24 protein-coding genes are annotated in these 25635 nt (G+C 71.7%); 3 read left to right on the forward strand and 21 right to left on the reverse strand.

Features of this window, described 5'->3' with window-relative positions:
* Positions 1–107 precede the first annotated feature (107 nt).
* From NE234_RS10905 to NE234_RS10915, 3 genes are all read right to left on the reverse strand, one after another.
* The gene (locus NE234_RS10905; RefSeq protein ID WP_252778781.1) at positions 108–926 is read right to left on the reverse strand and encodes a TIGR03936 family radical SAM-associated protein; all 819 of its coding nucleotides are present in this window, start codon (positions 924–926) and stop codon (positions 108–110) included.
* A gap of 68 nt (positions 927–994) precedes the next feature.
* Positions 995–1618 carry a hypothetical protein gene (locus tag NE234_RS10910; protein ID WP_252778782.1) on the reverse strand — a complete coding sequence of 208 codons (624 nt, stop codon included), beginning with the start codon at positions 1616–1618 and terminating at the stop codon, positions 995–997.
* 44 nt (positions 1619–1662) lie between these two features.
* Positions 1663–2721, reverse strand: coding sequence for a LacI family DNA-binding transcriptional regulator (locus NE234_RS10915; protein ID WP_252778783.1), 1059 nt, complete (start codon positions 2719–2721; stop codon positions 1663–1665).
* A gap of 96 nt (positions 2722–2817) precedes the next feature.
* Between NE234_RS10915 and NE234_RS10920 the strand changes: the two genes are divergently transcribed.
* Both NE234_RS10920 and NE234_RS10925 read left to right on the forward strand, forming a co-directional pair.
* Positions 2818–3018, forward strand: a complete 201-nt coding sequence (locus tag NE234_RS10920) for a hypothetical protein (protein ID WP_252778784.1) — start codon at positions 2818–2820, stop codon at positions 3016–3018.
* A 199-nt stretch (positions 3019–3217) separates the two neighbouring features.
* Positions 3218–3616 (forward strand): nuclear transport factor 2 family protein, encoded by a 399-nt coding sequence (locus NE234_RS10925; RefSeq protein ID WP_252778785.1) that lies wholly within the window; start codon positions 3218–3220, stop codon positions 3614–3616.
* A gap of 24 nt (positions 3617–3640) precedes the next feature.
* Here NE234_RS10925 and NE234_RS10930 read toward each other — a convergent pair whose 3' ends face one another.
* From NE234_RS10930 to NE234_RS11000, 15 genes are all read right to left on the reverse strand, one after another.
* Positions 3641–5563 carry a TIGR03960 family B12-binding radical SAM protein gene (locus NE234_RS10930; protein WP_252778786.1) on the reverse strand — a complete coding sequence of 641 codons (1923 nt, stop codon included), beginning with the start codon at positions 5561–5563 and terminating at the stop codon, positions 3641–3643.
* An 82-nt stretch (positions 5564–5645) separates the two neighbouring features.
* Positions 5646–6044 carry a type II toxin-antitoxin system VapC family toxin gene (locus NE234_RS10935; RefSeq protein ID WP_252778787.1) on the reverse strand — a complete coding sequence of 133 codons (399 nt, stop codon included), beginning with the start codon at positions 6042–6044 and terminating at the stop codon, positions 5646–5648.
* Position 6045: 1 nt separating this feature from the next.
* On the reverse strand, positions 6046–6309 hold the full coding sequence (locus NE234_RS10940; protein WP_252778788.1) for a DUF6364 family protein: 264 nt from the start codon (positions 6307–6309) through the stop codon (positions 6046–6048).
* A 162-nt stretch (positions 6310–6471) separates the two neighbouring features.
* Positions 6472–7656 carry a hypothetical protein gene (locus NE234_RS10945; protein ID WP_252778789.1) on the reverse strand — a complete coding sequence of 395 codons (1185 nt, stop codon included), beginning with the start codon at positions 7654–7656 and terminating at the stop codon, positions 6472–6474.
* Positions 7657–7683: 27 nt separating this feature from the next.
* Positions 7684–9462, reverse strand: a complete 1779-nt coding sequence (locus NE234_RS10950) for an ATP-binding cassette domain-containing protein (RefSeq protein WP_252778790.1) — start codon at positions 9460–9462, stop codon at positions 7684–7686.
* The gene (locus tag NE234_RS45270; protein ID WP_252778791.1) at positions 9459–11252 is read right to left on the reverse strand and encodes an ABC transporter ATP-binding protein; all 1794 of its coding nucleotides are present in this window, start codon (positions 11250–11252) and stop codon (positions 9459–9461) included. Before NE234_RS45270 ends, NE234_RS10950 begins: the two co-directional genes overlap by 4 nt.
* A gap of 85 nt (positions 11253–11337) precedes the next feature.
* On the reverse strand, positions 11338–12180 hold the full coding sequence (locus NE234_RS10960; protein WP_252778792.1) for an HAD family hydrolase: 843 nt from the start codon (positions 12178–12180) through the stop codon (positions 11338–11340).
* On the reverse strand, positions 12177–12785 hold the full coding sequence (locus tag NE234_RS10965; protein WP_252778793.1) for a sugar transferase: 609 nt from the start codon (positions 12783–12785) through the stop codon (positions 12177–12179). Before NE234_RS10965 ends, NE234_RS10960 begins: the two co-directional genes overlap by 4 nt.
* A complete protein-coding gene (locus NE234_RS10970) occupies positions 12782–14842 on the reverse strand; it encodes an aminotransferase class I/II-fold pyridoxal phosphate-dependent enzyme (protein ID WP_252778794.1) in 2061 nt (686 codons plus the stop codon). The genes NE234_RS10965 and NE234_RS10970 overlap by 4 nt, the downstream gene beginning before the upstream one ends.
* Positions 14843–15628, reverse strand: coding sequence for a class I SAM-dependent methyltransferase (locus tag NE234_RS10975; protein WP_252778795.1), 786 nt, complete (start codon positions 15626–15628; stop codon positions 14843–14845).
* The gene (locus NE234_RS10980) at positions 15629–16711 is read right to left on the reverse strand and encodes a radical SAM protein (protein WP_252778796.1); all 1083 of its coding nucleotides are present in this window, start codon (positions 16709–16711) and stop codon (positions 15629–15631) included. It lies immediately after the preceding gene.
* Complete coding sequence (locus NE234_RS10985; protein WP_252778797.1) at positions 16708–17472, reverse strand: class I SAM-dependent methyltransferase; 765 nt, start codon at positions 17470–17472, stop codon at positions 16708–16710. The genes NE234_RS10980 and NE234_RS10985 overlap by 4 nt, the downstream gene beginning before the upstream one ends.
* A complete protein-coding gene (locus NE234_RS10990; protein WP_252778798.1) occupies positions 17462–17971 on the reverse strand; it encodes a hypothetical protein in 510 nt (169 codons plus the stop codon). Before NE234_RS10990 ends, NE234_RS10985 begins: the two co-directional genes overlap by 11 nt.
* A complete protein-coding gene (locus NE234_RS10995) occupies positions 17971–18324 on the reverse strand; it encodes a hypothetical protein (RefSeq protein WP_252778799.1) in 354 nt (117 codons plus the stop codon). The genes NE234_RS10990 and NE234_RS10995 overlap by 1 nt, the downstream gene beginning before the upstream one ends.
* A 286-nt stretch (positions 18325–18610) precedes the next feature.
* A complete protein-coding gene (locus tag NE234_RS11000; RefSeq protein WP_252778800.1) occupies positions 18611–19618 on the reverse strand; it encodes an NAD-dependent epimerase/dehydratase family protein in 1008 nt (335 codons plus the stop codon).
* A gap of 223 nt (positions 19619–19841) precedes the next feature.
* Here NE234_RS11000 and NE234_RS11005 point away from each other — a divergent pair, with 223 nt between their 5' ends.
* Positions 19842–20729: a metallophosphoesterase gene (locus NE234_RS11005; RefSeq protein WP_252778801.1), complete on the forward strand. Its 888-nt coding sequence runs from the start codon at positions 19842–19844 to the stop codon at positions 20727–20729.
* Here NE234_RS11005 and mftF read toward each other — a convergent pair.
* From mftF to mrdA, 3 genes are all read right to left on the reverse strand, one after another.
* On the reverse strand, positions 20726–22093 hold the full coding sequence (mftF, locus tag NE234_RS11010) for a mycofactocin biosynthesis glycosyltransferase MftF (protein ID WP_252778802.1): 1368 nt from the start codon (positions 22091–22093) through the stop codon (positions 20726–20728). The two genes, NE234_RS11005 and mftF, sit on opposite strands and share 4 nt — an antisense overlap.
* Before the next feature lie 93 nt (positions 22094–22186).
* The gene (rodA, locus tag NE234_RS11015) at positions 22187–23344 is read right to left on the reverse strand and encodes a rod shape-determining protein RodA (protein ID WP_406566980.1); all 1158 of its coding nucleotides are present in this window, start codon (positions 23342–23344) and stop codon (positions 22187–22189) included.
* 15 nt (positions 23345–23359) lie between these two features.
* Positions 23360–25621, reverse strand: a complete 2262-nt coding sequence (gene mrdA / locus NE234_RS11020; protein WP_252778804.1) for a penicillin-binding protein 2 — start codon at positions 25619–25621, stop codon at positions 23360–23362.
* Positions 25622–25635 lie beyond the last annotated feature (14 nt).

Raw genomic sequence — 25635 nt, forward strand, 5'->3', positions numbered from 1 at the left:
CGCTTCGTTTGTCGTTGTCGCCGGCATGGCCCTGGCGGGTCGTGCCGACAAAGTCATCAGGGGCGCGCCCGGTCGTCCCCGAGAATCCATGCGACGCACGGATCCGTTTACGACTGGGCGCCGACGGCGTCCGGCGCCGCTGCTCGTACGGCGTCCGCGCTCGCGGCGGCGTCATCGCCTGCCGGTGCGGTCTGCCGGTCGGAGGCCAGCGGGTCGGTGAGCTCACCGGTTGACTCGTCGAGCGGCCCCTGCGCCAGCCGCGTCACCATGGGCGGTGACGGCGGCGCGAGGTCGGCCACCTGACGAAGACCGGTGAGGACGTCGTCCGGTCGAACAGCGGGCGTCGTGTGCCGAACAACCATTCGAAGTATGGCACAGTCGACATCCGCGTCCTGGGTGGCACGCCGGTCGACCTCGCACGCGACTACCGCGGCGCGAGCGTCGAAACGCCGGCGTCCCTTCTTCGTGAGGCGCTCGACCTCGATCTCCTCGGCCGCCATGAACGCACGGACGGCCGCGTCGGCGACGTCGGGGACGACGCCGTCGAGGCGCACGAGCCACCGCGATGCCTCCAGGCGGTCCGCCAGAGCCCCGGCCCCCGCCTCGACGACCTCGACGATGTCGAGCCCGTCGGGCAGTACTGCGTCGAGGGCGGCCCTGACCTGCTCCGGATCACGGTGGGCGGTGAGCCCGATCTCGAGGTACTCCGCCTCACTGGCGACCCCGGTTGCCGCCGCACCCGTGTAAGAGATCTTCGGGTGCGGAGAGAATCCGGCGCTGAATGCCACCGGGATCCCGGCACGCCGTACGGCGCGTTCCACGGCCCGGGAGATGTCTCGGTGGCTGGTGAACCGCATCCTGCCGCGCTTGGCGTACCGCACGCGCAGTCGCTGGGTCACGGGGGCCGGCGCCGGGCCCTCCGGCATGGGTGCCAGGGTTTCGGTCCTTCCTACTCGTGCCAATCCAAAAGTCTCTGTCCTCTAAGAGTACGGGGTCACGGGCGCCGCGTATCCAGCCCCAGCGCCCGGAAGACCGAACGAACGGCCGCTCCGGCGGGTTTCAGGACGTTGACGCGCACCCATCTGGCAGGTGTCAGCACGGTGACACGCCACGCCCAGGCCAGCGCGCGCAGGATCGGCCGCAGGAAGGTGCGCCAGAACCACCGCGCGGGCCGTACGAGGAGATGGAACAGCACGATCCCGGCGAGCCGCCAGAGGAAGGCGATGCCGCGGCCCAAAGCGGCCAGCAGCGGCCACGCGGCACGCCACAGGGCGGCCAGGCCGCGGCCGATCCAGTGCGCGGCGTACGCGAAGGGCAGGAGGACGATCGTCAGGCACCAGGCCAGCGCCCGCCCGATCGGCCGCAGGAGATGGCGGTGCACCGCCCGGATCAGCGGCGCCAGGATCTCCTCGGCCACCCAGCGCAGCGGGATGATCACCAGCACGCGCGCCAGCCACGCGACGGGCCGGATGAGGCACTGGTACAGCAACCATCCGATCGGCCGCAGGACGTACCGGCCGACGAGCCGCCCGATCAGGGCGACCAGCTCCCACAGCAGGCGGATCGGGACGACGATGATCATCGCGGGGACGGTGAGGCAGCCGGGCGCTTCGTTCACGCCTGTACGACGCGCGCTCGTCCGTTCGCGTTTCTTATCCTGCGTCACGCGATGGCGCCGGGGGGCGGCGCGGTCGTACGGCGGACGACGAGTTCGGTCCCCATGACCACGCAGGGCGCGGGCTCGTGCGCGGGGTCGAGGAGCAGGCGCCCCGCCGTGGTGCCCTTCTCGGTGATCGGCTGGCGAACAGTGGTGAGCCCGGCCGGAGCGGCCGCGGGCACGTCGTCGAAGCCGACGACCGACAGCTCCCCTGGGACCTCGATCCCCCGGTGCGCCGCGACGTCCAGGACCGCGAACGCCACCTCGTCCGTCGGCGCCAGGATCGCGGTCGGCCGCGGGATCCGGTCGAGGACCCGTTCGGCGGCCTGCCACGCGAGCTCCCGGTCGTTCGGCGTACGGTCGAGGACGACGTCCTTCCACTCCAGGCCGCCGGCCACGCAGGCGTCCCGGTAGCCGGCCAGCCGGGCGCGTCCCGCCCCGAACCGCAGGTCTCCGGGCCGGTCCAGGTCCAGCCAGTCGCGGTCGGTCCGCCCCGGGGCGGGCTGCACGCCCAGCACGGCGACGCGCCGGTGCCCCAGGCCGAGGACGTGCTCGGCCGCCGTGCGCGCGGCGACCCGGTCCTCGATCCCCACGAACGGCACGCCCTCGACGTACGGATAGTCCACGGTGACGACGGGCAGCCGGCGGCGCAGCACCGTCTGGACGAGCGGATGGCCCTCCGGGGAGAACAGGCAGAAGCCGTCCACCACCGCGTCCGCGATCACCTCCTCGGCCACGTCCGGGGACGGCCAGCCGATGAGGTGGAGCCCCGTCCCGGACTGCTCGGCCACGCTGGCCAGCCCGCGCAGGAAGCCGACGGCGTAGGAGTCGGCGAAGGCGTACGACAGCTCCTCGGTGAAGATCACTCCGATCACGCCGGCCCGGCCCCGGCGGAGCGTACGGGCCGCCGGGTGCGGGCCGGGGTAGCCGAGTTCCCCCGCCACCTCGAGGATTCGCCGGCGCAGCTCCTCGTTCAGCTGATCGGGCCGCGAGAAGGCGTTGGACACCGTCGTACGTGAGACGCCGACCCGATCGGCGATCGTCTGCAGTGTGACGCGTTGCACGAGATGCCACCTTAGTTCTGAATTGATTAAGAAGGGGGCACGACGTACTCTTAAGGAGGTAACTGAATCGATAAAGATGACACAGGAAGGGAAGCGATGACTCCGCTGCAGGTCGTCACGTTCATCTCGGCGCAGGAGAAGATGCGCACGCACGCGCAGTCGGCCCTGCCCAACGCCCCCAAGGTCCCCTACGTCCCCGAGGAGCCCCGCACGCCGGTCGTCCGCACCGCCCTCGCGGCGCTGCTCCGGCGCACCGCCGACCGCGTCGACCCCTGCCTGGAGCCGTCGGTGGGATGACGGTGACCAGTGAGCGCGTCCCGCCGACACCGGCGGACGCCGACCCCGCGCGATCCGGCGGGCCCCCTCGGGCCCGCCGGATCTTTTTACGCTCACGCGGCCGCCACCCCGGGCTTCGGCCGCGACCCCGGCGATCCGCCGCCCCGTCCGGGTAAGGTGGGCGCGTAAGCGTACGCCGTACTCCTACGCGGGAGAAGTCATGGGCTTCACCACCGACAGCGACGTCACCGACTTCCTGACCGACTACATCACGGCCATGGGCCTGTCCGACCAGGACCCGGGAGAGATCCTCGACCGCTACTTCGTGCCGGACTTCGAGTACGTCACCGAGGAGGCGGTGCTGGACCGGCAACGGATGATCGACCACGTGCGCCCGGCACGCAGGAACGTCGGCGGGGCGGAGACGCCGTCCCTCGAGGTCGACGTCCACGACGCCCTCGTCTCCGGCGACCGGATCGCCGCCCGCTACACCCTGCGGACGACGCTGCGCCGGGGGAAGACCTTCGAGGCGGAGATCTTCATGTTCGGCAGGCTGGCGCACGACGGCCGCATCCACCGGATCGAGCAGACCAGCCGACCGCCGGCCGCCCGGTCCTGATCCTCGCGCCCGGCGGGCGACCCCTCAGACGACGGTCAGCGGCAGGAGCTTCTTGCCGGTCGGGCCGATCTGGATCTCGGTGTCCATGGTCGGGCAGACACCGCAGTCGTAGCACGGCGTCCAGCGGCAGTCCTCGACCTCGGTCTCGTCGAGGGCGTCCTGCCAGTCCTGCCACAGCCACTCACGGTCGAGGCCGGCGTCCAGGTGGTCCCAGGGCAGCACCTCGACCTCCTCGCGCTCCCGGACGGTGTACCAGTCGAGGTCCACCGGCTCGTCGGACAGCGCCTTGTCCGCGCAGGCCGTCCAGCGTTCGAAGGAGAAGTGCTCGCTCCACCCGTCGAACCGGCCGCCGTCCTCCCAGACCGCCTGGATGATCTTTCCGACGCGGCGGTCACCGCGCGACAGCAGCCCCTCGATGATCGACGGCTGGCCGTCGTGGTAGCGCAGGCCGATGGCGCGGCCGTACTCCTTGTCGCGCCGCAGCGCGTCCTTCAGCGCCCGCAGGCGCCGGTCGACCGTCTCGTGGTCGCACTGGGCCGCCCACTGGAACGGCGTGTGCGGCTTGGGCACGAACCCGCCGATGGAGACGGTGCAGCGGATGTCGCGGCGGCCGGTGGCCTGCCGGCCCGCCTGGATGACGCGCTTGGCCATGTCGGCGATCGCGAGGACGTCCTCGTCCTCCTCGGTGGGCAGCCCGCACATGAAGTAGAGCTTGACCTGCCGCCAGCCGTTCTCGTACGCCGTGGTGACGGTGCGGATCAGGTCGTCCTCGCTGACCATCTTGTTGATGACCTTGCGCATCCGCTCCGACCCGCCCTCGGGGGCGAACGTCAGCCCGGACCGGCGGCCGTTACGGGAGAACTCGTTGGCGAGGGTGATGTTGAAGGCGTCGACGCGGGTCGACGGCAGCGACAGCGACGTGTTGGTGCCTTCGTACCGGTCACCGAGGCCCTTGGCGATGTCGGCGATCTCGGAGTGGTCGGCGCTGGACAGGCTCAGCAGGCCGACCTCCTGGAAGCCGGACTCCTTCAGCCCGGTCTCGACCATCGTGCCGATCGTCGTGATCGACCGCTCGCGCACCGGCCGGGTGATCATGCCCGCCTGGCAGAACCGGCAGCCGCGCGTGCAGCCACGGAAGATCTCGACGCTGTACCGCTCGTGCACCGTCTCGGCCAGCGGCACGAGGGGCTTCTTCGGGTACGGCCACTGGTCGAGGTCCATGACCGTGTGCTTGGCCACCCGCCACGGCACGCCGGTGCGGTTCGGCGCGACGCGCTGGATCCGGCCGTCCGGCAGGTAGCTCACGTCGTAGAACTTCGGGACGTAGACGCCGCCGGACCTCGCGAGCCGCATCAGCAGCTCGTCCCGGCCGCCGGGCCGCCCTTCGCCCTTCCACTCGCGGATCACCTCGGTGATCGCCAGGACGATCTCCTCGCCGTCGCCCAGGACGGCCGCGTCGAGGAAGTCGGCGATCGGCTCGGGGTTGAACGCCGCGTGCCCGCCGGCCAGCACGATCGGGTGCTCGTCGGTCCGCTCCGTCGCGCGCAGCGGAATCCCGGCCAGGTCCAGGGCGGTGAGCATGTTGGTGTAGCCCAGCTCGGTGGAGAAGCTGACCCCGAACACGTCGAACGCCCCGACCGGCCGGTGCGCGTCCACCGTGAACTGCGGGACGCCGTGCTCGCGCATCAGCGCCTCGAGGTCCGGCCAGACGCTGTAGGTGCGCTCGGCCAGCACGCCCTCGCGCTCGTTCAGCACCTCGTACAGGATCTGCACACCCTGGTTGGGCTGGCCCACCTCGTACGCGTCCGGGTACATCAGCGCCCAGCGCACGTCACAGGAGTCCCAGTCCTTGACGGAGGAGTTCAGCTCCCCGCCGACGTACTGAATCGGCTTCTGCACCCTGGGGAGCAGCGGCTCCAGCCGGGCGAACAGCGACTCGACGGCCATGACGGAACGCCTCCGAAAACGAATATGGGATCCCCCTCACCCTACCGGCGCGAGCCCCTCCCCCCGACCGCTCACCCGCCTCTCAGACTTTCTGGATCAGAGGCGGGAATGCCGCCTCCGAGGCCGCGACGAGCGTTTCGATGTCCACCGGATCACTTGTCAGGATCATGGCCGCCTCCTGTTCGAGCGCCGTGGCCACGACGAGAGCGTCGACGGCGTCGCTCGTTCCCGTGCGCCCCAGCAACTCACCGGCGCGCTTGGCGATCCTCTCGGACGGCGACTGGATGACACAGCCCTTCAGGAAGCGCGCCAGCACGGCTTGCCGAGGGCCGCTTCTCCAGACTTGCGCCAGCACCGGGGTGCTGACGATGAGGACACGTCCGCCTCGGCCTCGCTTCTCCAGAGACCAGGCGGCCTTGCTGCGTGCCTCGGCGCTGATGAGAACTCCGGCATCGAGCACGGCGCGGGTGGCAGCGATCACTTCAGCTCGCCGCCCTCTTCATCTTGCGCTGATGCGCTTCTGCGGCCTGCCAGATCCGCTCCGCCTCGATGAGCTCCTCCGGCGTGAACGGCCCTTCCTCCTCCTCGAACCACTGGACGGCCTCTTCACCGGCGCGCTGACGGGCGAGGGCGGCGAGGAAGTCGGCGATGACGGCGGAGACCGAGGTGCCTTCCTCCTCGGCCTGGCGCTTGACCATCTCCGCGAGTTCCTCGGGCAGGGTGATGGACAGTTTCCTCATCGCCATGTCGTCGATCCTACTCGAGTAGGATCGCCCCACCCAGGCGAAATACATGGGCCGCGCGGGCGCGGCCTCTATGGTTGCGAGCACGCTCCGTACACTAGTGATTACTCTCGAACGTAACCACTCATTTACGTAAAGTGATGACCGCGGTGACCTGCGCCGGGCTCAGCCGGTGTACCAGTCGAGCATCGCCCGGCGCAGGATCGCCGCCGTCCGCGGCATGGGATCGCTGCGCTGCGCCTCATCGAGCGTCCGGAGATAGCCCTCCAGCAGTTCGGCCTCCGCGGGCTCCAGGAGCGCGCGAGGGTCCTCCACGGGCGCGGGGCGTCCCGCCTCGGCGAGCTCCCACAGGCGCTCGGCGCTCCGGTCGAGTTCCAGCCGCCGTCCCGCGCCGGCGATCGCGCCGACGCGCTGATCGTCGGCCCAGAGGCCCTCGATCGCCTCGACGATCGCCTCCGCTCGTGCCGGCAGCGGCACCGCCAGTCCCTCCCAGACCAGGTGACGTCCGGCGTCGGCCTCCCAGGGCACGTCGGAGGGCAGCAGCGCGGGTACGGCGCCGGCGGCGATCGTCTCCGCGACCGTGGCACCGCTCGGCCTGGTGATCACGAGTCGCGCCTTGGTCATCAGGTCGGACAGATCCGTCGCGCCGTGGAGGATCTCGATGTTCGACGGTGTGGTCCGCGGCGGTGAGTCGGCGGGCTCCCGGCCGGCGCACACCACGACGCGTACGTCGGGAAGCCGCCGTTGCAGGGCCGAGCACATCGCGACCACGTCGGCGAGGGGGATGAAGGGACGGGCGCCGACCGCGGCGACGATCAGGTTCCGCTCCGTCGCGGGTGGCCCGGGACGCCGGAACCCGGACCGGACCGGCATGCCGATCGCCCGCTGCCGGGCCCGGTCGGCCGGCGGCAGGATCAGCTTGGGGAACACGCCGGTGTAGATGTCGATGCGCGGGTGGGCGAGGGCGGGGAACTCGTAGAAGTCGGTGTTCACCGCGATGATCGGGCCGTCGAAGCCGTCCCGCCGGGCGAGTTCGGCGAAGAAGTAGGCCGCCCATGGGTGGACGCCGATCAGAACGTCGACGTCCGGAAGCGACAGGCCCGGCAGCATGTCCAGGGCCATCTCCGGTTCGAGCTGCGGGTGTTCGATCACGGGTGGCAGGCCGGACAGGCGCCGGCCGGCGTACTCACGGAACATCCGGAACAGCACGTCCCTGGCGACGACCGAGTCCTCGGGCCACAGCGCGAACTCCTCGCACGTGTGGCCCCGCGCGGCGCCTTCTTCGGCGATCGCCAGGCTCACCGACTTGTGGCCGGAGTCCCCGACGTCGGAGGCGTAGGCCATGCGCATCCAGATCAACCCCTTTCTCGGCGACGACTACTCATAGACGCGGGCGTGCATGCGGAACAGCTCGGCGTACTTCCCTCCCGCCGCGAGGAGGTCGGCGTGCCGGCCGAGCTCGGCCACACGCCCCTGGTCCAGGACGACGATCAGGTCGGCCTTGTGGACCGTCGAGAAGCGGTGTGAGACGAACAGCGTGATCGCGCCCCGGCGCTCGGCCGCCCGCCGCGCCGACTCCCGGTACCGCTCGAAGATCGCGCTCTCCGCGGCGGCGTCCAGGGCGGCGGTGGGCTCGTCCATCACCAGCAGCAGCGGCTCCGTCCGCATGAGGCTTCGCGCGAGCGCGACCGACTGCCACTGGCCTCCCGACAGTTCCGTGCCGTCCCCGTACGCGGTGCCGACGAGACCGGACAGTCCCTCCGGCGGCTTCGTCGCGATCCCGCCCGCCCCGGCGCGTTCCAGGGCGCCGAGCACGGTGGTGTCATCCCCGGAGCGTGCGAGGTCGCCCACCCCCACGCTCTCCCGCAGCGTCAGCTGGAACCGGGAGAAGTCCTGGTACATCACGGCGAGGTTCCGGCGCCAGGCGTCGGGCGCCACGTCGCTCAGGGGCACCCCGTCCACGAGGATCGAGCCGGCGGTGGGTTCGTACAGGCCGCACAGCAGCTTCACCAGCGTGCTCTTGCCCGCGCCGTTCTCCCCGACGACGACCACGGTGCCGCCCGCCGGCAGGTCGACCGTGACGTCCCGCAGCACGGGCGGCCGCCCGGCGGAGTACCGGAAGCCGACGCCTTCGAGACGGATGCCGCGCCGCAGCCGGTCCGGGACGGCGCGCGCCGCGCCGGCGGGCTCGGCGGCGTCGCCTGAGCGCAGGCGGTCGAGCCGTCCGGCCGTCCGCCCCGCCGTCTGCAGGGTGGACAGCAGGCTCAGGGCCTCGGACACCTGGGCGCTGACCTGGACGGCCAGGGTGATGATGAGGACCACGTCGCCCAGCCGCGCATGATCGCGCGCGGCGTACGTCGCCACCAGCAGGACCGCGCCGCCGTAGGCCACGCCGAACACCGTCTGGCCGGCGGCCCGGAGGGCGGCGGCGCGCCGGTGCGCGCGCCAGGACGCCGCCGTGATCCGCGACCAGAGGGCCGCCTGCAGCCCGGCCAGTTCCCTCTCGGCGCGGTACAGCCGCAGCTCCTTGACCGAGCCGGCCGAGGTGGCGAGCCGCAGGAGGTGGTTGACGAGGCGGGTCCGCTCCGCCTCGGCCTCCTGAGCCCGGTCGATGATCCGCTGGGCGCGCCGGCCGGCGATCACCGGGGGCAGCGCCGCGGCGAGCAGCAGGATCAGCAGGGGGCTCACCCGGGCGAGGATCACCGTGGCGACGGCGGTCTGCAGGAGGACGCCCCCGAGTTGCAGCACGGCCGCCAAGGCCATCCTGATGTTCATCAGGTCCTCGCGCACCAGCCGCAGTGTGTCGGCGAAGTCCGGGCTGTCGAACCGGCGCAGCCCGTCCGGCCGCCCGGCCAGCTCGATCAGGGTGGAGTTGAGCGTCTCCTCCTCCATCTCGCCCAGCTCGAAGTACGACAGGTGGGCGAAGTGGGCCATCATCAGCTCGAAGACGAGCAGGACCGCGGCCGCGAGCGCGGCCCAGACCGCCCGCGGGTCGTGGGCGACGGCCCGGTCGGTGAGGACCTTCAGGCAGACCGCGATCAGGGGGGTCGCCACGTAGCCGACGAGCATGAGCAGGGCCGCCCGCAGGAGGCGGCCGCGATCGGTCCGCCACGCCAGCGTCAGCAGCAGGCGCACGGCGCGGCGGATGTCGCTCATCGCGCGAACCTCTCGGCCTGCAGCGCGAACAGCTTCGCGTACCGCCCGCCGAGACCGACGAGCCCGTCATGGTCACCGGACTCGACGACGCGGCCGCCGTCGAGCACGACGATCCGGTCGGCGTGGCGGACGGTGGAGAAACGATGTGCGACGAGCACGGTGGTCAGTCCCTCGGTCAGTTCGAGGAACCGGTCGAAGAAGCGGGTCTCGGCGCGGACGTCGAAGTGGGCCGTCGGCTCGTCCATCACGAGGACCGACGCGCCGGCGTGGACCGCGTACAGCGCCCTGGCCAGGGCGATGCGCTGCCACTGGCCGCCGGACAGGTCCTGTCCGCCGCGGTACCGGGACGACAACGGCGTGTCCAGGCCCGCGGGCAGCCTCTCGATCAGCTCGAGCGCGCCCGCCCGTTCGGCCGCGCCGAGCAGGGCCGCGTCGTCGCGGGGCAGGTCGGGCGCGCCCATGCGGATGTTGTCGGCGGCGGTGAGGTCGTACCTCAGGAAGTCCTGGAAGATGACGGCGAGCCGGCGCCGCCACGCGCGGACGTCGAGGTCGCGCAGGTCGCGCCCGTCGACCGTGACCCGGCCGCGCTGCGGATCATGGAGCCGGGCGAGCAGCTTGATCAGCGTGGTCTTGCCCGCGCCGTTGAACCCGACGATCGCGGTGGAGCGGCCCGCCGTGATCTCGAGGTCGCAGCCGTCGAGGACGGGAACGGGCGCCTCGTCGTAGGCGAAGACGACGCGCTCGAAGGTGATCGAGCGGCGCGGCGCGGCGACCTCTCCGCCCGTGACCTCGGGGAGGGACGCGGGGGGAACCGCGTACCGTTCGAATTCGAGGATCGCCCGCTGGGTCTCGAAACCGTGCTGGGTCTTGATGTCGCTCTCGGGGAAGAAGACCCCGAAGCGCATGGCCACGAGCAGGCACTGAACGGCGATGGACAGGGCCCGCAGGTCCACCCGGCCCGCCACGGCCGCGCGCTCCAGCAGCACCATGGTCAGTCCGCCGCCGGTCAGCGCGATCAGGGAGTACCCCACGAAGGGTCGGAAGTAGATGCGGCGGCGCCGGGCCCACATCGGAGCGAGGTAGGCCCGTGAGTCGGCGCGATGGCGCGCGCGCAGCCACGGCAGCAGTCCCAGGACGCGCAGCTCTTTGGCGTCCGCGGCGCCGAGACCCACGTCGAGCAGGTAGTTGATCTTCCGGCGCGCTGCCGCCATGCCGGTCCAGGCGGTCGCGAACCGGGCGAGGGATCCGCGCTGGGCGACGCGGACGATCAGCGCGGTCGCGGCGGCGACGAGACCGGCCACCGGGCTCAGCTCGACGCCGACGAGGAGGACCGCGCCGAGGAGTTGCACGTAGCGGGTGACCAGCGCGATGGCCCCGGCCACCGCGGCGCCCGGCGTCGGTGCCGCGCCCTCGAACGCGGCGTTGACGTCGCCGAGCCGGTCCATGACCTCCGGCCGTTGCAGGGCGGCCATGGGGGTATCCGCGACGGCCGAGGTGACGACGCGGTTCAGGCAGCGTTCGTCGACCCGGCGTGTCACCAGTTCGGCGAGCGCGGCCTGGAACGGGGCGAGCACCTGCTGCGCCAGCAGGGCGGCCATGGCCAGGCCCGCCGGGGCGACCCACGCGTGCGGGTGCGCCGAGTCCGGGAGCGCGGCCAGCATGGAGCTCGTGCAGAAGATGAACGCGATCGGCAGCAGGCCGGTGACGAGGCTGTGCGCGATGGCCGCCGCCGCGGGCCCGAACCCGGCGTGGGGTACGAGCCGGGCGATGGCCGCCCATCGACGCGTCACAGGCCGGCGCCCCCGTGGCGGTGGACCGGCGCGCTCCCCGGCCGGGAGGGCACGTCGGCCGTGCCGGCCGCCCTTCCGTCGCGCATCATGACCACCCTCTTTGGGAGCGCTCCCATGGTAGGAGCCGTTCGAGGACGCGCGCCACCCCATCGGGATCATCCGGCCCGATGACCAGGTCCGCCGCCGCCCGTACGGCGGAGGGCGCGTCACCCGCCGCGACCGCGCGTCCGGCGAAGGCGAGCATGGACAGGTCGTTGGGGGCGTCGCCGATCGCCATCACCTGATGGGGGGCGACACCGAGGCGGCGGGACAGCGACTCCAGCGCCGCGCCCTTGCTCACACCGCGCGCGAGGATCTCGAGGATGGGCCCGGTCGACCAGGTCAGGGTCAGGCCGGCGGCCGCCCCGCCCCCGGCGCGCACCCGCGCGGCGAGCTCGGCGGGGCCGAGGACGGGATGACGGACCAGCAGCTTGCCGACGGGCCGGTGCAGGAGGCCGGCCGGATCCCCGACCTCGACCGGCGGTTCGACGAAGGGCGTGTTCCAGCGGGTCTCCTGGCCGATCCCGTCGCTGTCCTCCCACGCGAACACGACGTCCGGGATCGACGCCCGCACCTGGGCGAGCACCTGGCGCGCGCCGTCCGCGGACAGGAACGACCGCCGGACCGCGGCACCCGCGCGGAGGTCGTAGATCTCGGCGCCGTTGGCGCACACCGCCAGGTCGTGCACCCCGAGCCCCGCGGTGAGGCGCCGGGCCTGCCGTCCCGGGCGTCCGGTGGCCACGACGACGTGGATCCCGGCATCGAGGACACCTCGCAGTGCCGCGCGCAGGCGGGCCGACGGCGCCGGAGCCGGCGCCGACGGGTCGCGGGCGTGCGGCAGCAGCGTTCCGTCCAGGTCCGCCGCGATCAGGCGGATCCCGCAGCTCACAAGGCGCCCCGGCGCCGCAGCACGGCCGGTGCCGTACGGATGAGGATGCCCACGTCCCGGGCGAGCCGCCACCCGTCGATGTAGGCGAGGTCCAGCCGTACGCAGTCGTCGAAGCCCAGCTCGGATCGTCCGCTGACCTGCCACGCTCCGGTCATTCCGGGCCGGACCTCCAGCCGCCGCAGCTGCCACGGCGCATACGCCCGTACCTCCGACGCGAGGGCCGGGCGCGGGCCCACCAGGCTCATCTCGCCGCGGAGAACGTTCCAGAGCTGCGGCAGCTCGTCCAGCGACCAGCGCCGCAGGAAGGCGCCGACCCGGGTGATGCGCGGGTCGTCCTGGAACTTGTAGAACCGCTCGTCGGTGCCGTCCCGCGCCAGCAGCTCCGCCACCATCCGGTCCGCCCCGTCGACCATGGTCCGGAGCTTCAGCATCGTGAACGGGCGGCGTCCCCGGCCCACCCGCTCCTGCCGGAACAGGACCGGCCCGGGGGACGACCACTTGATCGCGATGGCGAGGACGCCCAGCAGCGGGGCGGACATCACCATGGCGAGCGCGCCCACGAGGAGGTCGACGGCGCGTTTGGCCCGGCCGTTCGGACCGGTCATCCCGTCAGGTCCGCGTAGCAGTGCCGCACGGTCATGACGATCTTCTCGGCCTCCTCCGCGGTGAACTCCGAGGACATCGGCAGTGCCAGCGCCTCCGCGTCGAGCCGCTCGGTGACGGGCAACCGCTCGCCGTTCCCGAAGGCGGCCAGGTGCGCCGCCCGGAAGTAGGGCTTCGTGTGCACACCGCGCTCCAGCAGCGCGCGTTCCAGGGCCGGACGGCCCGGCGGATCCGGGATCCGAGCGACCCAATGGACGTAACAGTTCAGGTCGTCCGGGTCGGTCTCCTGAGGCCGGAGCCCGGGGAGGCCGGACAGACCGTCCCGGTAGATCTCGGCGACCCGGTTGCGGCGGCGTACCAGGTCCTCGAGCACCTGGAGCTGGTCCAGCGCGTAGATCGCGTGCAGTTCGTTCATCAGCTCCGAACGCCACCACGCCGAGCGGTCCGCGAGCATCCTCTCGGCGGCGTCCGCCGGGAGCACGGCGGCGCCGCCCGCCCCGCCGGCGGACAGGACCTTGGCGAAGCTCATCGAGTACGAATGGCCGTCCGCCTGCGACGCCACGGGGCGGCCCCGGTAGCGGCTGCCGAGCGCCGCCGCGGAGTCGGCGACGAGAACGGCGCCGTGCTCCGCGCAGACGCTCGACAGTTCCTCATAGCGGCAGGGGTTCCCGAACGTGTCGACGCAGACGACCACGCGGGCCGGCTCCTCGCTCAGGGCGGCGCGCAGCGCCTCGGGATCGAGCGTCCACCCTCGCTCGTCCACGTCGATGAAACGCAGCCGGTACCCGAGTTGGAGCAGCACCTCCGCGGTGGCCGGGAAGGTGAACGAGGGCAGCACCGCGGCCTCGCCCGGCGCCGCCGGGCCGGCGACCGCCGCGATGACCAGGCGCAGGGCCGACGTCCCGGAGGTGGTCACGAGCAGGGTCCGGCCGGCCGGGACGTCGAGTTCCTTGGCCAGCCGCTCGCGCAGCTCCTCCGACCAGCGGTTGCCGTGTTTGATCTCACCGGTCCAGAGGCACTGCTGCTGACGGGCGGCGACCTCGTCCGGGAGGGCCGCACGAGGAGGGATCACCACCGGGACCGGCGGATCGAACGAGGGCGTGCCGTCCCGGCGGAGGGACGTGACGATCTCTTCGAGGCACGGCCGCAGCTCCCCCACCCGGTGGCCCGCGGCCGCGAGGGCCGAGACGTCGACGACCCCGCAGGTGTCGTCGGCGGGCGGCGGACCGGGCCGGATCGGGGACTCCGCACCGCACAGGTCCCGGATCTCCTCGGCGACGGAGACCAGGGAGGTGGCCGGCCCGCCGACGTTGTAGACCCCGGGCCGGATGCCCTCCTCGATGATCCGGCCGAGGTCGCGCACCGGCACGAAGCTGCGGACGGTGTCGGTGACCGGCAGGGGGTGACCGGCCAGCGCCTTCCTCGTGATCCTGGCGACAAACCGGTCCTGGCCGACCCCGACCACGTTGGCGAGGCGCAGGACGGTCAGCCGCCCGGCGTCGACGGCGTCCCGCACCAGGCGTTCCTGCGCCAGTTTCGACATGCCGTAGATCCACCGCCCCGTCGGGTCGGCCTCGGCCATGCGGCGGCCCAGCGGCGCGACCCGCCACAGGGGGCAGGGCTCGCGGGCCGCCAGGATCGCGTCGTCGCACCACCGGCCGAGCTCCTCCCCGGTCCACGGGAGCACGGGGGCGGTGTCCTCGCGCAGCGGCGCCTCCGCGCTTCCGTACACCTCCACCGAGGACAGCAGCACGACGTCGTGCCCGGCCAGCGCCGGCAGGATCCGCGCGGTCGACACGGCGTTGCCCACGGGCAGCAGCCACGGCCATCGGGGACGCGGATCGCTCATGCCGAGCGAGACGACCACGGTCCCGTCCGGGAGCCGTGGCGGCTCGTCGGTGAGGGCGTCGACGGCCAGCCACCGGGCTCCCGCCGTCACCAGCCGCTCCGGCGGCGGGCGGCGATCGACCACGGTCACCTCATGGCCGGCGGTCAGCAGCGACTCGCTGATCCTGCCCCCGATGAAGCCGGACCCTCCCAGAACAACGAACGTCTCCATCTATCCCTCATCACCGTCGGAGGTCGGACGACGGCCCGTTGCCAGCAGCTGCTTGCCGGCGTCGGCCATGGCCGGGTCGGCGAGCAGCTCGCGTTCGAGGGCCAGGTGCGCGTCCCAATCGCGTTGGAGTTCCTCGGTCAGCCGGCCGACGCCCAGCGGTGCGGCCGTCACGAGCAGGCCGTGCACCTCCACGTCGGTCAGGCCGGCGTCCTCGAACGCCCGGCGCAGCCGGGCGGCGTCGAAGAGGTGCATGTCGGCGTGCTGTCCGTCGACCCGCCATACGCCCATCCGTGTGCGCAGGCGCTCCGTCGCCTCGGCCGGCCTGCCGTCCCGCAGGAGTTCGAGGACCAGGCCCATGAGGGAGTCGACGAGCACGACCACCCGGCCGCCCGGCCGCACCCAGCGGGCGAACCGGCGCACCGTCGCCTCCGGGTCCGCGGTGTACTGCAGCGAACCGAGGGCCATCACCATGGCGGCCGAGCCCTCCGCGAGCTCGGCCGTCTCCATGGACCCTTCGACGAGGGTGAACCCCGGGCGGTCGGCTCGTCTCAGCTCGGCGAGCATGCCGGGCGACTGCTCGATCCCGATGACCGTGTGACCCGCGGCGACGAGGCGATCCACCCAGCGGCCCACGCCGCACCCCGCGTCCACGATCGGCCCGCGGCCGGGCAGCACGCGCCGCACGCGTTCCCACGCGAGGGTGTCGTACGCCCGCCGGTGCGGCACCTCGAAGTGCTCCTCGTACGTCGGCGCGAGCGCGCTGTAGAGGGCCTGGCTCGGCCGCATTCAGGTGTCCCTTCCGAGGTGGCGGCGCCCCGCTCGCCACATCAGGTCGTTCACGTAGGTGGTCGGCCGCCAGCGGAGGTTCAGGCTGTAGTTGCTGCCGCAGCCGACGCACTCCTTGCGGAACAGCCGCGCGTGCTCCTCGCGGTACTCGTCGGACTCGATCACCTCGGAGATCCGCCGTTCCCGTACGTTGAAGGTCGGGTCGTGACCCCAGCAGCCCCCGATCTCCCCCCTGGAGTGGATCATCAGCTTGAGCTGCGACTCCGCGCAGGGAATGTCGCGTTGCACGATGTCCGAGAAATGCCGGGGGATGTATGACATGTCCGAGTAGCGCGGGAGCCAGCGCCCGTCCGAGCGCATCACCTCTTCCAGGCGCCCGAGGGCCGCGGTGATCTCGTCGGCGTCGACCTGCTTGAGCTCCGCGACCTTCGGGGCCCGGAACAGGAAGGTCTGGTCCGTCGCGAGGTTGAGGTAGAGCCGGACGCGGAGTTCCTGCGCCAGCCGGGCGATGTCGGGCAGGTACTCGACGTTCTCCCGCATCACGGTGAAGTTCATCCGGACCTTGAGCCCGTACCGTTCCCGCTGGTCGATGACTCCGCGGAGGTGCTCCATCGTGGTTTGGAACGCGCCAAGACGGCCCCTGATGCGATCGTGGACGAGGCCGTTGGGCCCGTCCACGGAGATGTTGAAGCTCCGGACCCCCGCGTCGAGGACCTTGGTGAGCATGGCCGGCGTGAGCCTGATCCCGTTCGTGTTCAGGTGCAGGTGCTCGATGCCCTGCTCATGGGCGTACGCCATGATCTCGAGCGCGTCCGGCCGGATGAGCGGTTCTCCCCCGGTGAAGTTGGCCTTCAGGATCCGCAGCCGGACGAGCTGCCGCAGGACGTCCTTCCACTCGTCGGTGGTCAGCTCGCCCTTGGTGTTGTCCAGCCAGCAACTGCAGCTGACGCACCGCAGGTTGCAGTTCTCGGTCAGGAAGAGCTCGGAGACGAGCGGCCGGACGCCGAGCCGGGGGGCGACGCGTTGCTTGACGGCGAGCTGGGCGAAGAACTTGGCCAGGCGTACGTTCTCGTGGATCTTCATGGGACCCTCCTGGCGGCCACGTGGATGTTGGCCGATTTGAAGATCACGCCATCGAGGTAGATGAGCCTCTCGAGCAGTGCCCGCACCCGGCCGCCGGTCAGCAGCGCGGGCGCGTGGAGCCAGCGCCAGAAGAGGTTGGCGCCCTCGACGGCCGTGGGTTCGAAGCCGCTCCCGCGGAGCAGGCCGATGAGGTCCGCGGGCCGGTAGTTGGTGTGCTCGTGCTTGCCGACCGACATGTCGCCGCGCAGGTCGTCGCTGAGGTCGACGAACCGCTCCCGGTAGACCCGGCGCCCGAATCTGGCCGTGTAGACGAACCGGTGCAGCCGGGGGAAGCGGAACTTCGCGTTGTCCGGATCGAGGAAGGAGAAGATGTGCCGCCGCGGCACGGTGAGGACGAGAAGGCCGCCGGGCGAGAGCACGCGGTGCACCTCGTCGAGGAAGCGGGACTCGTCCGGCACGTGCTCCAGGACGTCGAGGAGCGACACCGAGTCGAACTCGCCCGCGTCGAAGGGGAGCTCGCCCGCGATCGTCAGCCGGTGCAGCCGCAGGTTCCCGTTCCGGTGCCGCGCCGCCTCCAGGTAGCCGGGATGCGGGTCGGCGCCGGAGCATTCCAGCCTCGTGGTCGTCTGAAGCGTCGACAGGAAGTACCCGTCGCCGCATCCCACGTCCAGGTGCCGGCCGTCGCGTTGCGCGAGCCGCTGCCAGGAGAAGGCGTACCGGCGCAGCGGATGCCGCGCGAACGGATTCTGATCAACGATCATGGGCGTCCCCACAGAGCCTCGCGGACAGCGAGGTCATGACCTCGACGATGTGTTCGGGCGTCGCCGCGGGTGGCAGGGGACGCTCCTTCAGCAGCCACGCCTGCCGCTCGCCGTGACGGGCGACCTCCCGGGGCAGGTCCCGCACGTCCCACACGGCCACGACCGGGCCGAACCGCTCCTCCTGCCGGAGGTAGGCGACCTGGTGGTCGTTTCCCATCTCGCCGAGGGCGGACGTACGGGCGACGGCGATCGGCACCCTTCCCGACCGCTGGACCAGCCGTACCGTGTTGCCCGCGTGCGTGATGATCACGTCGGCCTCGTCCATCCGCTTCCCGAGCTCGTCGGCGGGGAGGAACGGCTCGTGCGGGCACGGCGGCCGCAGCGACGACGTGCCCGTCTGGGCGAAGACCTCGTGGTCGGAGCACAGCGGCGCGATCGCGCCGATCAGCCGGTCGAACGGCCAGGGCCCCATCCCGACGGTGACGAGGATCCGCGCCATCAGTACAACTCGCCGATCAGCACCGCGCGCGGCCGCACGTCCAGCAGCGAGGGCCGTTGGACCAGCACCGCGGCCGCGAGCCGGGAACAGAGCCTGCTGGCGATGCCCGGGCAGTCGACGATGTTCAGGGTCTCCAGCCAGACGGCGGGGACCCTCCTGAGTCTCGCGGCGAGGAAGACCCCGACCGCCACCCCGGTACCGGCGGAGACGATCAGATCGGGGCGTTCGCGCCTCAGGACGCGGACCGCGCGTGCGACGGACGCGAGCACGCCGATCGGCCTGCTCGCCGAGCGCTCCGGCGCCCAGTGGACCCGGTGCCCGGCGAGGAGGGTCTCGGTGTCCGGAGCCCGCACGGCGATCCACGAGATGTCATGCCCGGACCACCACGGCCGAAGAGCGAGCAGATCGAGAAGTACGCCTCCGCTGCTCGATACGAGCAGAACCTTATAACGGGCCTCGTTCAATGCTCAGCACCCTCGCGTCGCTCCAGTCAAAAGCGACAATAACAGGATATTCAGCATGTGTCTGCACCAAAGAGGTCCCGTTTTCACGCATTTCCGGATGACGCTTAACTCCAATAAATACTGACCCATCAAGATTCGGTCATGAAGTTATTGGCCTTTAGGTTCTCCGAGATGGTCAGATCAGGTGATCGACCCAGGTCGACGGCGTCGCCGCCGTCGGAATCTCGATGTCCAGGTCGTACCGGAAGGGCACCGGCTCCTGCGCCGCGATCCACTCGACCATCTTCTTCAGGCCGTCGCGCAGCGGCACCGTCGTCCGGTACCCCAGCAGCCGGCGCGCCTTGTCCGCGCTGCAGGTGGCGAACGGCACCTCCAGCGGGCGGGCCGGGACGAAGATGGGATCGAGGGGGAAGGAGAGGATCGCCGCGATCTCCTCGGCGAGCCCCAGGATCGAGACGGTCTCCTCGTCCGGCCCCACGTTGATGACCTCGCCCGCCGCGGCCGCGTCCGTGCCCATGCGCTCCAGGCAGCTCAGGACGTCGTCGACGAAGCTGAAGCACCGCAGCTGGCCGCCGTCCCCGTAGATGACCGGCTGCTCGCCGCGGAGCATGCGGCTGATCATGATCGCGGCGACGTTGCGGTACGGATCGAAGTAGCGCTGGCGCGGCCCGATGATGTTGTGCGGCACGGCGATCGCGTACTCCCCGCCGTGCGTGGTGAAGAGCGTCCGGACCATCGCCTCCGACGACAGCTTGGCCAGGCCGTAGGGGCTGACCGGCTGCGGCGTCATGTCCTCGGTGAACGGCGCGGGCAACGCGCCGTACCGGGCCATCGACGAGCAGTGGACGAACCTGCCGACCCCGGCCGCCAGCGCGGCGCTCGCCAGGTCCACGGTGGCCTGCGCGGTGTTGCGATGGACGAACGACGGCGAGAAGACGCTCAGCCCGTCGTACGCCGCGGACGCGCAGTGAAAGACCAGGTCGCTGCCGCGCAGCAGGCCGGCGTACGACGCCCGATCGCAGCAGTCGGCGACGCGGAACTCCACGCCGTCGGGAACGTTCCGCTCGGATCCTCCGATGAGGCTGTCCACGCCCACGACGTCCCAGCCGAGGTCCACGAAACGCTCGGCCAGATGACTCCCGAGAAAACCGGCGACTCCGGAAATGAAGGCCTTCCCCGCCATCACGATCCCTTCCGTTCGAAGTCGGCTGACCGGACGCGGCCATCGCCCTTCACGCAGCTCCCGCTGCCGGCCGGAGGAGCACGCCCCGCATTTCCGGCGGTGGCATGGTGCGTACCTCCTCGTGATATCCGGTTCAGAGTACTCCGGAATGGTCGGCCGGTCTCATCCAGAATCCGGACCGAATTGCCCTATTCTGGTCACGGCCGCCTTTGGGGAGGACTCAATGCCGAACGCCCGCACGGTGCTGCCGCTGTCCGCCCTCGGCGCGGTGACCTACGTATCGCTCGTCGAACGCGGATGGTTCCGGCTGCGGCGCCAGGAGATCCCCCTGCTGCGGCCCGGACGCCCGCCGCTCACGATCCTCCACATCTCCGACCTCCACCTGACACCGCGGCGACGGCGGCTGATGCGCTGGGTCCGGGCGCTGGACCGGCTGCGGCCGGACCTCGTCGTCAACACCGGCGACTCGATCGCGCACCCCGCGGCCGTCCCCGCCCTCGTCGAGGCGCTCGGCCCGTTGCTCGATCGCCCGGGCGTGTTCGTGTACGGCTCGAACGACCTGTACGCGCCGCGGCCCGAGAACCCCCTGAGCTACCTGCGCAGATCCACGCCGTCGGACTTCCACGAGCACGTGCCCCCCGACCTGCCCTGGGAGGAGCTCGGCGCGACCCTGCGCGCGGCGGGCTGGTCCGATCTCAACAACGCCGCGGACCGCGTCGAGACCGGTGGACTGTCGGTGGAGGTCCGTGGCATCCACGACTCGCACATCGCCCAGGACGACTACGGCCGCGTCGCGGGTCCCGCCGATCCGGGCGCGGATGTCCGCCTGGGCGTCATGCACTCGCCGGAACCCCGCAACCTGGACGCCTTCACCGCCGACGGCTTCGACCTCCTCCTCGCCGGCCACACCCACGGCGGCCAGGTACGGATCCCGTACCTGGGTCCCCTCATCACCAACTGCGGCATCGACCGCACCCGGGCCCGGGGCCTGCACCGCAACGGCGCGGCGTGGCTGCACGTCTCCGCCGGCCTGGGCACCTCACCGTACCTGCCCGTCCGCTTCTGCTGCCCGCCGGAGGCGACGCTCCTGACGCTCGTGCCCGCGGTCTAGAGCCGCCGCTGCAGGCCCGGCGCGCCGTGGAGGTCCGGGATGAGCGGCGCGAACGTCCGGTTCCGGAGACAGCCCGCCCAGATGCCGGTGCCGTAGGAGACGTCGTCCGCCAGCCGGAGCAGACACCACGGGACGAGGCCGAGGGTCGTCCTCTGGTCCCGCCACTCGTCGACGTACGTCGTGAGGACGGTCGCCGCGATGAGCCTGCGGGCCCGCGACGACCCGATCATCGCGGCCAGCGTGCCCGGCCACCAGGCGCGGGTCAGCGCGGCGACCAGACCGCGGCCCGCCGACAGATGACCGGCCGCCGCGACGCGCAGCGCCCGGTGCGGCGGAACCCTCAGCTCGCCGAGCTCGCGGGCGGTCAGCAGGGCGGAGCCGGCCGCGGCCGTGGCCGCGAGACCGAGCCTGCCGGCCCCGGCCAGCGCCCATGCCGCGACGCTCCAGGGCGAGGCGGTCAGCGGCGCCATCGATCCGGGGTGCCGGGTCAGCAGCGGCGCGTCCGTGGTGCCGTAGCTGAAGCGCTGGTGAACCCACTGGTGGGGTTTCCTCCGGGCGAGGTGGGTGGCCACGGACGCGGGTTCGTACCGGACCTTCCACCCCCGCTTCAGCAGGCGGAACACCAGATCGAGGTCCTCGCCGAAGCGCATCTCCTCGCTGAGCCCGCCGGCCTCGGCCAGGACCGACCGCCGGACGACCAGGACCGTCGTCGACACATAGCCCACCGGGCCGCGCGGGCGCACCTGTCCGGGCGAGCTCCCCAGGTCATGCGGCGAACGCGCCGTCTCGTACCGTTCGAGCAGCGATCCGCCCGGCGCGCTCGCGATGCGCGGGGCGACGGCCGCGACCTTCGGGTCGGCGAAGTGCGGGAGCAGCGCGTCGAGCCATCCCGGACTCGGCGAGCAGTCCGAGTCGACGAACGCGACGAGTTCGGTCTTCGCCAGGCGCCGGCCCGCGTTCCGGGCCGCGGCGGGTCCTCGTGGACGCTCGTGCCGGATCCGCGCGCCGACGATCGGGACGCGCGAACCGTCGTCGACGACGATGACGTCCGCGACCTCGCCGAGCTTCGGGAGCAGCGCCGCGACGAGCCCGGCGCGGTCCTTCACCGGGATCACGACGGTGACATCGGCGGGCCCGAAGGGGCCGGACGCCCACGTCGGATGGGCGAAGCCGGCGTCGATCAGGCGCCGGGCCAGGTCCGCGTCCGCGACCGCCTCACCGGTCGTCCACCGGTCCAGTGTCCGGCTCTCCTCGTCGGACAGACGGAGAGTGCGCAGGGGGCGTGTACGTACCAACAGGCGTCCCTCGTCCATGCGGACGATGCCGTCGTCGAGCGTCAACCGGAACTCCGCCGCCGTCGCCATTGGATCATCGTCCCCCATCCGGGCCCCGGCGGCCAGAACGCCTCTGTAGCACGGTGATCACTCCGCACGCCCGGACGGGATGCGCGGGCCGGCTCACTCGTACGGGTTGTGGCGGAGGTGGACGGTCTGGAGCAGGCCGACGGCGATGAAGTTGGCGAAGGCGGCCGAGCCTCCGTACGACACGAAGGGCAGGGGCAGGCCGGTGATCGGCATGATGCCGACGGTCATGCCGATGTTCTCGAAGGTCTGGAACGCCAGCCAGCACACCACGCCGGTGGCCACCAGCGTGCCGAAGAGGTCGGCGGCCTCGCGGGCGATCCGCAGGCCGCGCCACAGCACCACGCCCAGCAGCGCGATGATCAGGACCGCTCCGATGAACCCGAGCTCCTCACCCGCCACGGTGAAGATGAAGTCGGTGTGCTGCTCGGGGACGAAGTGGCCGTTCGTCTGCTCGCCGTGGAACAGCCCGTTGCCGAAGACGCCGCCGGAGCCGACGGCGATCCGGGCCTGCTGGGCGTTGTACCCGGCCCCCTGCGGGTCGGCCGACGGGTCGGCGAAGGCGGTGAAACGGTGCACCTGGTACGGCTTGAGCAGGTGCAGCCACCAGACCGTCAGCGCGAGCGCGGCCGCCGCCCCGACCAGCCCGCCGACCCACCGTTTCGGCGCTCCGGACATCGACAGCACACCGATGATCACGGTGGCGAACACGAGCGTGGTGCCGAGGTCCGGCTGCAGCATCACCAGCCCGGCGGGCAACGCGGCGAGCGCCAGGGCGAGCAGGATGTCGCGCCGGCCCGGCCCGACCTCACCGTCGCGCGGCTCGCCCAGGATCATCGCCAGCAGCACGACCATCCCGACCTTGGCGAACTCCGACGGCTGGATCTGGAATCCGCCGCCGACCACGATCCACGAGTGGGAGCCGTTCACCGTGGCCCCGACCGGCGTCAGCACGACGGCGAGGCCGAGGCAGGCGGCGCCGTAGACGATCGGCGCGTACGCGCGCAGCAGCCGGTAGTCCAGGGCCGTCGTCACGCCCCCGAGGATCAGCCCGATCGCCAGGTTGAGGATGTGCTTCTTCACGAAGCCCTCGGAACCGTCGGCCCTGGTCGCGGAGTACACGAGGACCGAGCCGATGACCGACAGCGCGAGCACGGCCAGGAGGAGGGCCCAGTCCAGTCGCCGCGCGGGTGAGGCCAGCAGCCTGGCCGGGAGGGAGCGCCGCCGGCCGAGCGCTCCGCCGTACTCACTGATCACGTCGCCACCCCATCATCGCGGTCTCCGGCGGTGCTCGGTCGCGGGACGCTCGACCTTCGCGGTCGCCGGGTGCCTGCCCGGCCCGGGCGTGGGCTGCTCGTCCTTCACGGGCGCGGGCTGGTCGCCCTTCGCCGGTGTGGGCTGGTTGTCCTTCGCGGGCGCGGGCTGGTCGTTCTTCGCGGTCACGGCGAATCCCGGCGGGGCGTTGACCGTGCCGTCGGGCGCGAGGGTCGGCAGCCGGTCCGGGACGTTGCCGTCGGGCAGTGCCGGGGGCTGTCCGGTGAGGCCGTACATGCCCTCCCAGATCTGCCGGACCGCGGGCGCCGCCGTGGTGGCGCCGGTGCTCGCCTGGGTGACCATCGCGACGACGACGTAGCGCGGCTTGTTCGCCGGGGCGAAGGACGCGAACCAGGAGGTGTCCTTCTTGCCGTACACCTCCGCGGTGCCGGTCTTGCCGGCGACGGCCAGCCGGTCGAAGGGGAAGCCGGCGAAGGGTGCGGCGGCCGTGCCCTCCTTGGGCACGTCGGTGAGCGCCTTCCTGATGTAGGTGAGCACGTTCGACGGCACGGGAAGGCGTCCCGTCTTCACCGGGTCGATGCGGCGCTTGACGGAACCGTCGGGCGCGATGACCGCCTTGCCGACCCGGGGGCTCCACAGCGTGCCGCCGTTGGCGAGCGCGGCGTACGCGCGGGCCAGCTGCAGGGGCGTGACGAGCACGTCACCCTGGCCGACGGAGAAGTTGGCGGCGTCACCGGCGCGGAAGACGTACCCGTCGACGCAGTTCTCCGAGGAGATCGCCTTGAGGTACGCCGCGCGGGCCGGGTCGGTCTTGGCGATCTCCGGATAGCCGGTCTTGGCCCGCTTGCAGTCGGTCTTCTTGGTGTCGTTCCAGTAGGCGAGCTTCCAGGCGCGGTCCGGGATCCGGCCGGACGCCTCCCCGGGCAGGTCGATGCCGGTGCGCTTGCCGAAGCCGTACGCCCGGGCCATCTTCTCCATCGGGTCCTTGGGGTTCTTCACCGGGTGCACGCCGCCGTCGCGGAGCCACTCCTCGTACGCGAACTTGTAGAAGATCGTGTCGCAGGACATGACCAGGGCCCGGTGCAGGTCGATGTCCCCGCCCGACTCGCCCTCGAAGTTGCTGAACGCCCGGGCCCCGACCATGTACGACGACGGGCACGGGTAGATGCCGTGCAGGGAGTACCCGTCCTTGACGGCCGCCGGCAGCGAGGAGATCTTGAACGTCGACCCGGGGGCGAACTGGCCGTCCGTCGCCCGGGAGATCAGCGGCTCGCCGTGCTGCTTGCTGAGCAGCGCGTCGTACTCGTCCTGGGAGATGCCGCCGGTCCACACGGACGGGTCGTAGGTCGGGAAGCTCGCGAGCGCGATGATCCGCCCGGTGCGGACGTCCATGACCACGCTCGCCGCCGAGTCGGCCGGGTCGCCGCGGTGGCGGGCGTCCTGCATGGCCTGGGCGAGGGCCTTCTCGACGATCCCCTGCACCTTGGCGTCGATGCTGGTGACGAGCGTGCCGCCGCCGACCGGCGGCTGCTCGGAGGCGATCCCGGTCACGCGTCCCCGGTTGTCGACGAGGACCCGCCGGTCGCCCGGGACGCCGCGCAGGTCGCTGTCGTAGGTCGCCTCCAGCCCGTCACGGCCGATCAGGTCGACGCCGCTGAACCCGGTGACCTTCAGGCCCTTGCGGCTGTTCAGCTCCTCCTGGGTGATCGGCTGGAGGTAGCCGAGCGCCTGCGCGGCGGTGGCCCCGTCGGTGCGCGGGTAGTCCCGTACCGGTTCGAGCTGGGCGGTCACGCCGGGGAAGTCCTCCTGGCGCTCCATGATCTGCAGCGCCTTGCGGGGGTCGACGCGGTCGTCGATCGGGATCGGCTGGTAGGGCGAGCCGGGCCAGCAGGGCCGCTTGATCCCCGGCCCGCAGAGCCGGGTCTTCAGGGCGAGCTGGTCGTACGGGGTGCCGAGCAGGGTCGCCAGGCGCTGCAGCACGGCCTTGCCGCCGTCGCGCTGGCGGACCAGCGCCGTCCGGTCGACGGAGACGACCAGGGCGGTCCGGTTCCGTACGAGCGGCCGCCCGACGTCGTCGACGATCTGCCCCCGGACGGCGGGCACCACGATGTCGCGGATCCGGTTGTCGGCGGCGACCTTCTTGTAGTGCGCGCCGTTCATGACCTGCAGGTACCACAGCCGTCCGCCGAGCGACAGCAGCAGCGACATGACGAGCACGTGCAGGACGACGAGCCGCACGTGCGAGCGCGGACCCAAGACTCCCCCTCCTC

This window comes from Actinoallomurus rhizosphaericola, from assembly GCF_024055675.1.
GTDB lineage: Bacteria > Actinomycetota > Actinomycetes > Streptosporangiales > Streptosporangiaceae > Actinoallomurus > Actinoallomurus soli.

Bases quoted from the DNA above. Each gene is read 5' to 3' on its own strand.
- NE234_RS10940 (WP_252778788.1), bottom strand. From the start codon at position 6,309: ATGGCGATGAGGAAACTGTCCATCACCCTGCCCGAGGAACTCGCGGAG.
- NE234_RS10980 (WP_252778796.1), bottom strand. From the start codon at position 16,711: ATGAAGATCCACGAGAACGTACGCCTGGCCAAGTTCTTCGCCCAGCTC.
- NE234_RS10950 (WP_252778790.1), bottom strand. From the start codon at position 9,462: ATGAGCGACATCCGCCGCGCCGTGCGCCTGCTGCTGACGCTGGCGTGG.
- NE234_RS10970 (WP_252778794.1), bottom strand. From the start codon at position 14,842: ATGGAGACGTTCGTTGTTCTGGGAGGGTCCGGCTTCATCGGGGGCAGG.
- NE234_RS10925 (WP_252778785.1), top strand. From the start codon at position 3,218: ATGGGCTTCACCACCGACAGCGACGTCACCGACTTCCTGACCGACTAC.
- NE234_RS10930 (WP_252778786.1), bottom strand. From the start codon at position 5,563: ATGGCCGTCGAGTCGCTGTTCGCCCGGCTGGAGCCGCTGCTCCCCAGG.
- NE234_RS10975 (WP_252778795.1), bottom strand. From the start codon at position 15,628: ATGCGGCCGAGCCAGGCCCTCTACAGCGCGCTCGCGCCGACGTACGAG.
- NE234_RS10920 (WP_252778784.1), top strand. From the start codon at position 2,818: ATGACTCCGCTGCAGGTCGTCACGTTCATCTCGGCGCAGGAGAAGATG.
- NE234_RS10945 (WP_252778789.1), bottom strand. From the start codon at position 7,656: ATGCGCATGGCCTACGCCTCCGACGTCGGGGACTCCGGCCACAAGTCG.
- NE234_RS10990 (WP_252778798.1), bottom strand. From the start codon at position 17,971: ATGGCGCGGATCCTCGTCACCGTCGGGATGGGGCCCTGGCCGTTCGAC.
- mftF (WP_252778802.1), bottom strand. From the start codon at position 22,093: ATGGCGACGGCGGCGGAGTTCCGGTTGACGCTCGACGACGGCATCGTC.
- NE234_RS11005 (WP_252778801.1), top strand. From the start codon at position 19,842: ATGCCGAACGCCCGCACGGTGCTGCCGCTGTCCGCCCTCGGCGCGGTG.
- NE234_RS10965 (WP_252778793.1), bottom strand. From the start codon at position 12,785: ATGACCGGTCCGAACGGCCGGGCCAAACGCGCCGTCGACCTCCTCGTG.
- NE234_RS10985 (WP_252778797.1), bottom strand. From the start codon at position 17,472: ATGATCGTTGATCAGAATCCGTTCGCGCGGCATCCGCTGCGCCGGTAC.
- NE234_RS11000 (WP_252778800.1), bottom strand. From the start codon at position 19,618: ATGGCGGGGAAGGCCTTCATTTCCGGAGTCGCCGGTTTTCTCGGGAGT.
- NE234_RS10905 (WP_252778781.1), bottom strand. From the start codon at position 926: ATGCCGGAGGGCCCGGCGCCGGCCCCCGTGACCCAGCGACTGCGCGTG.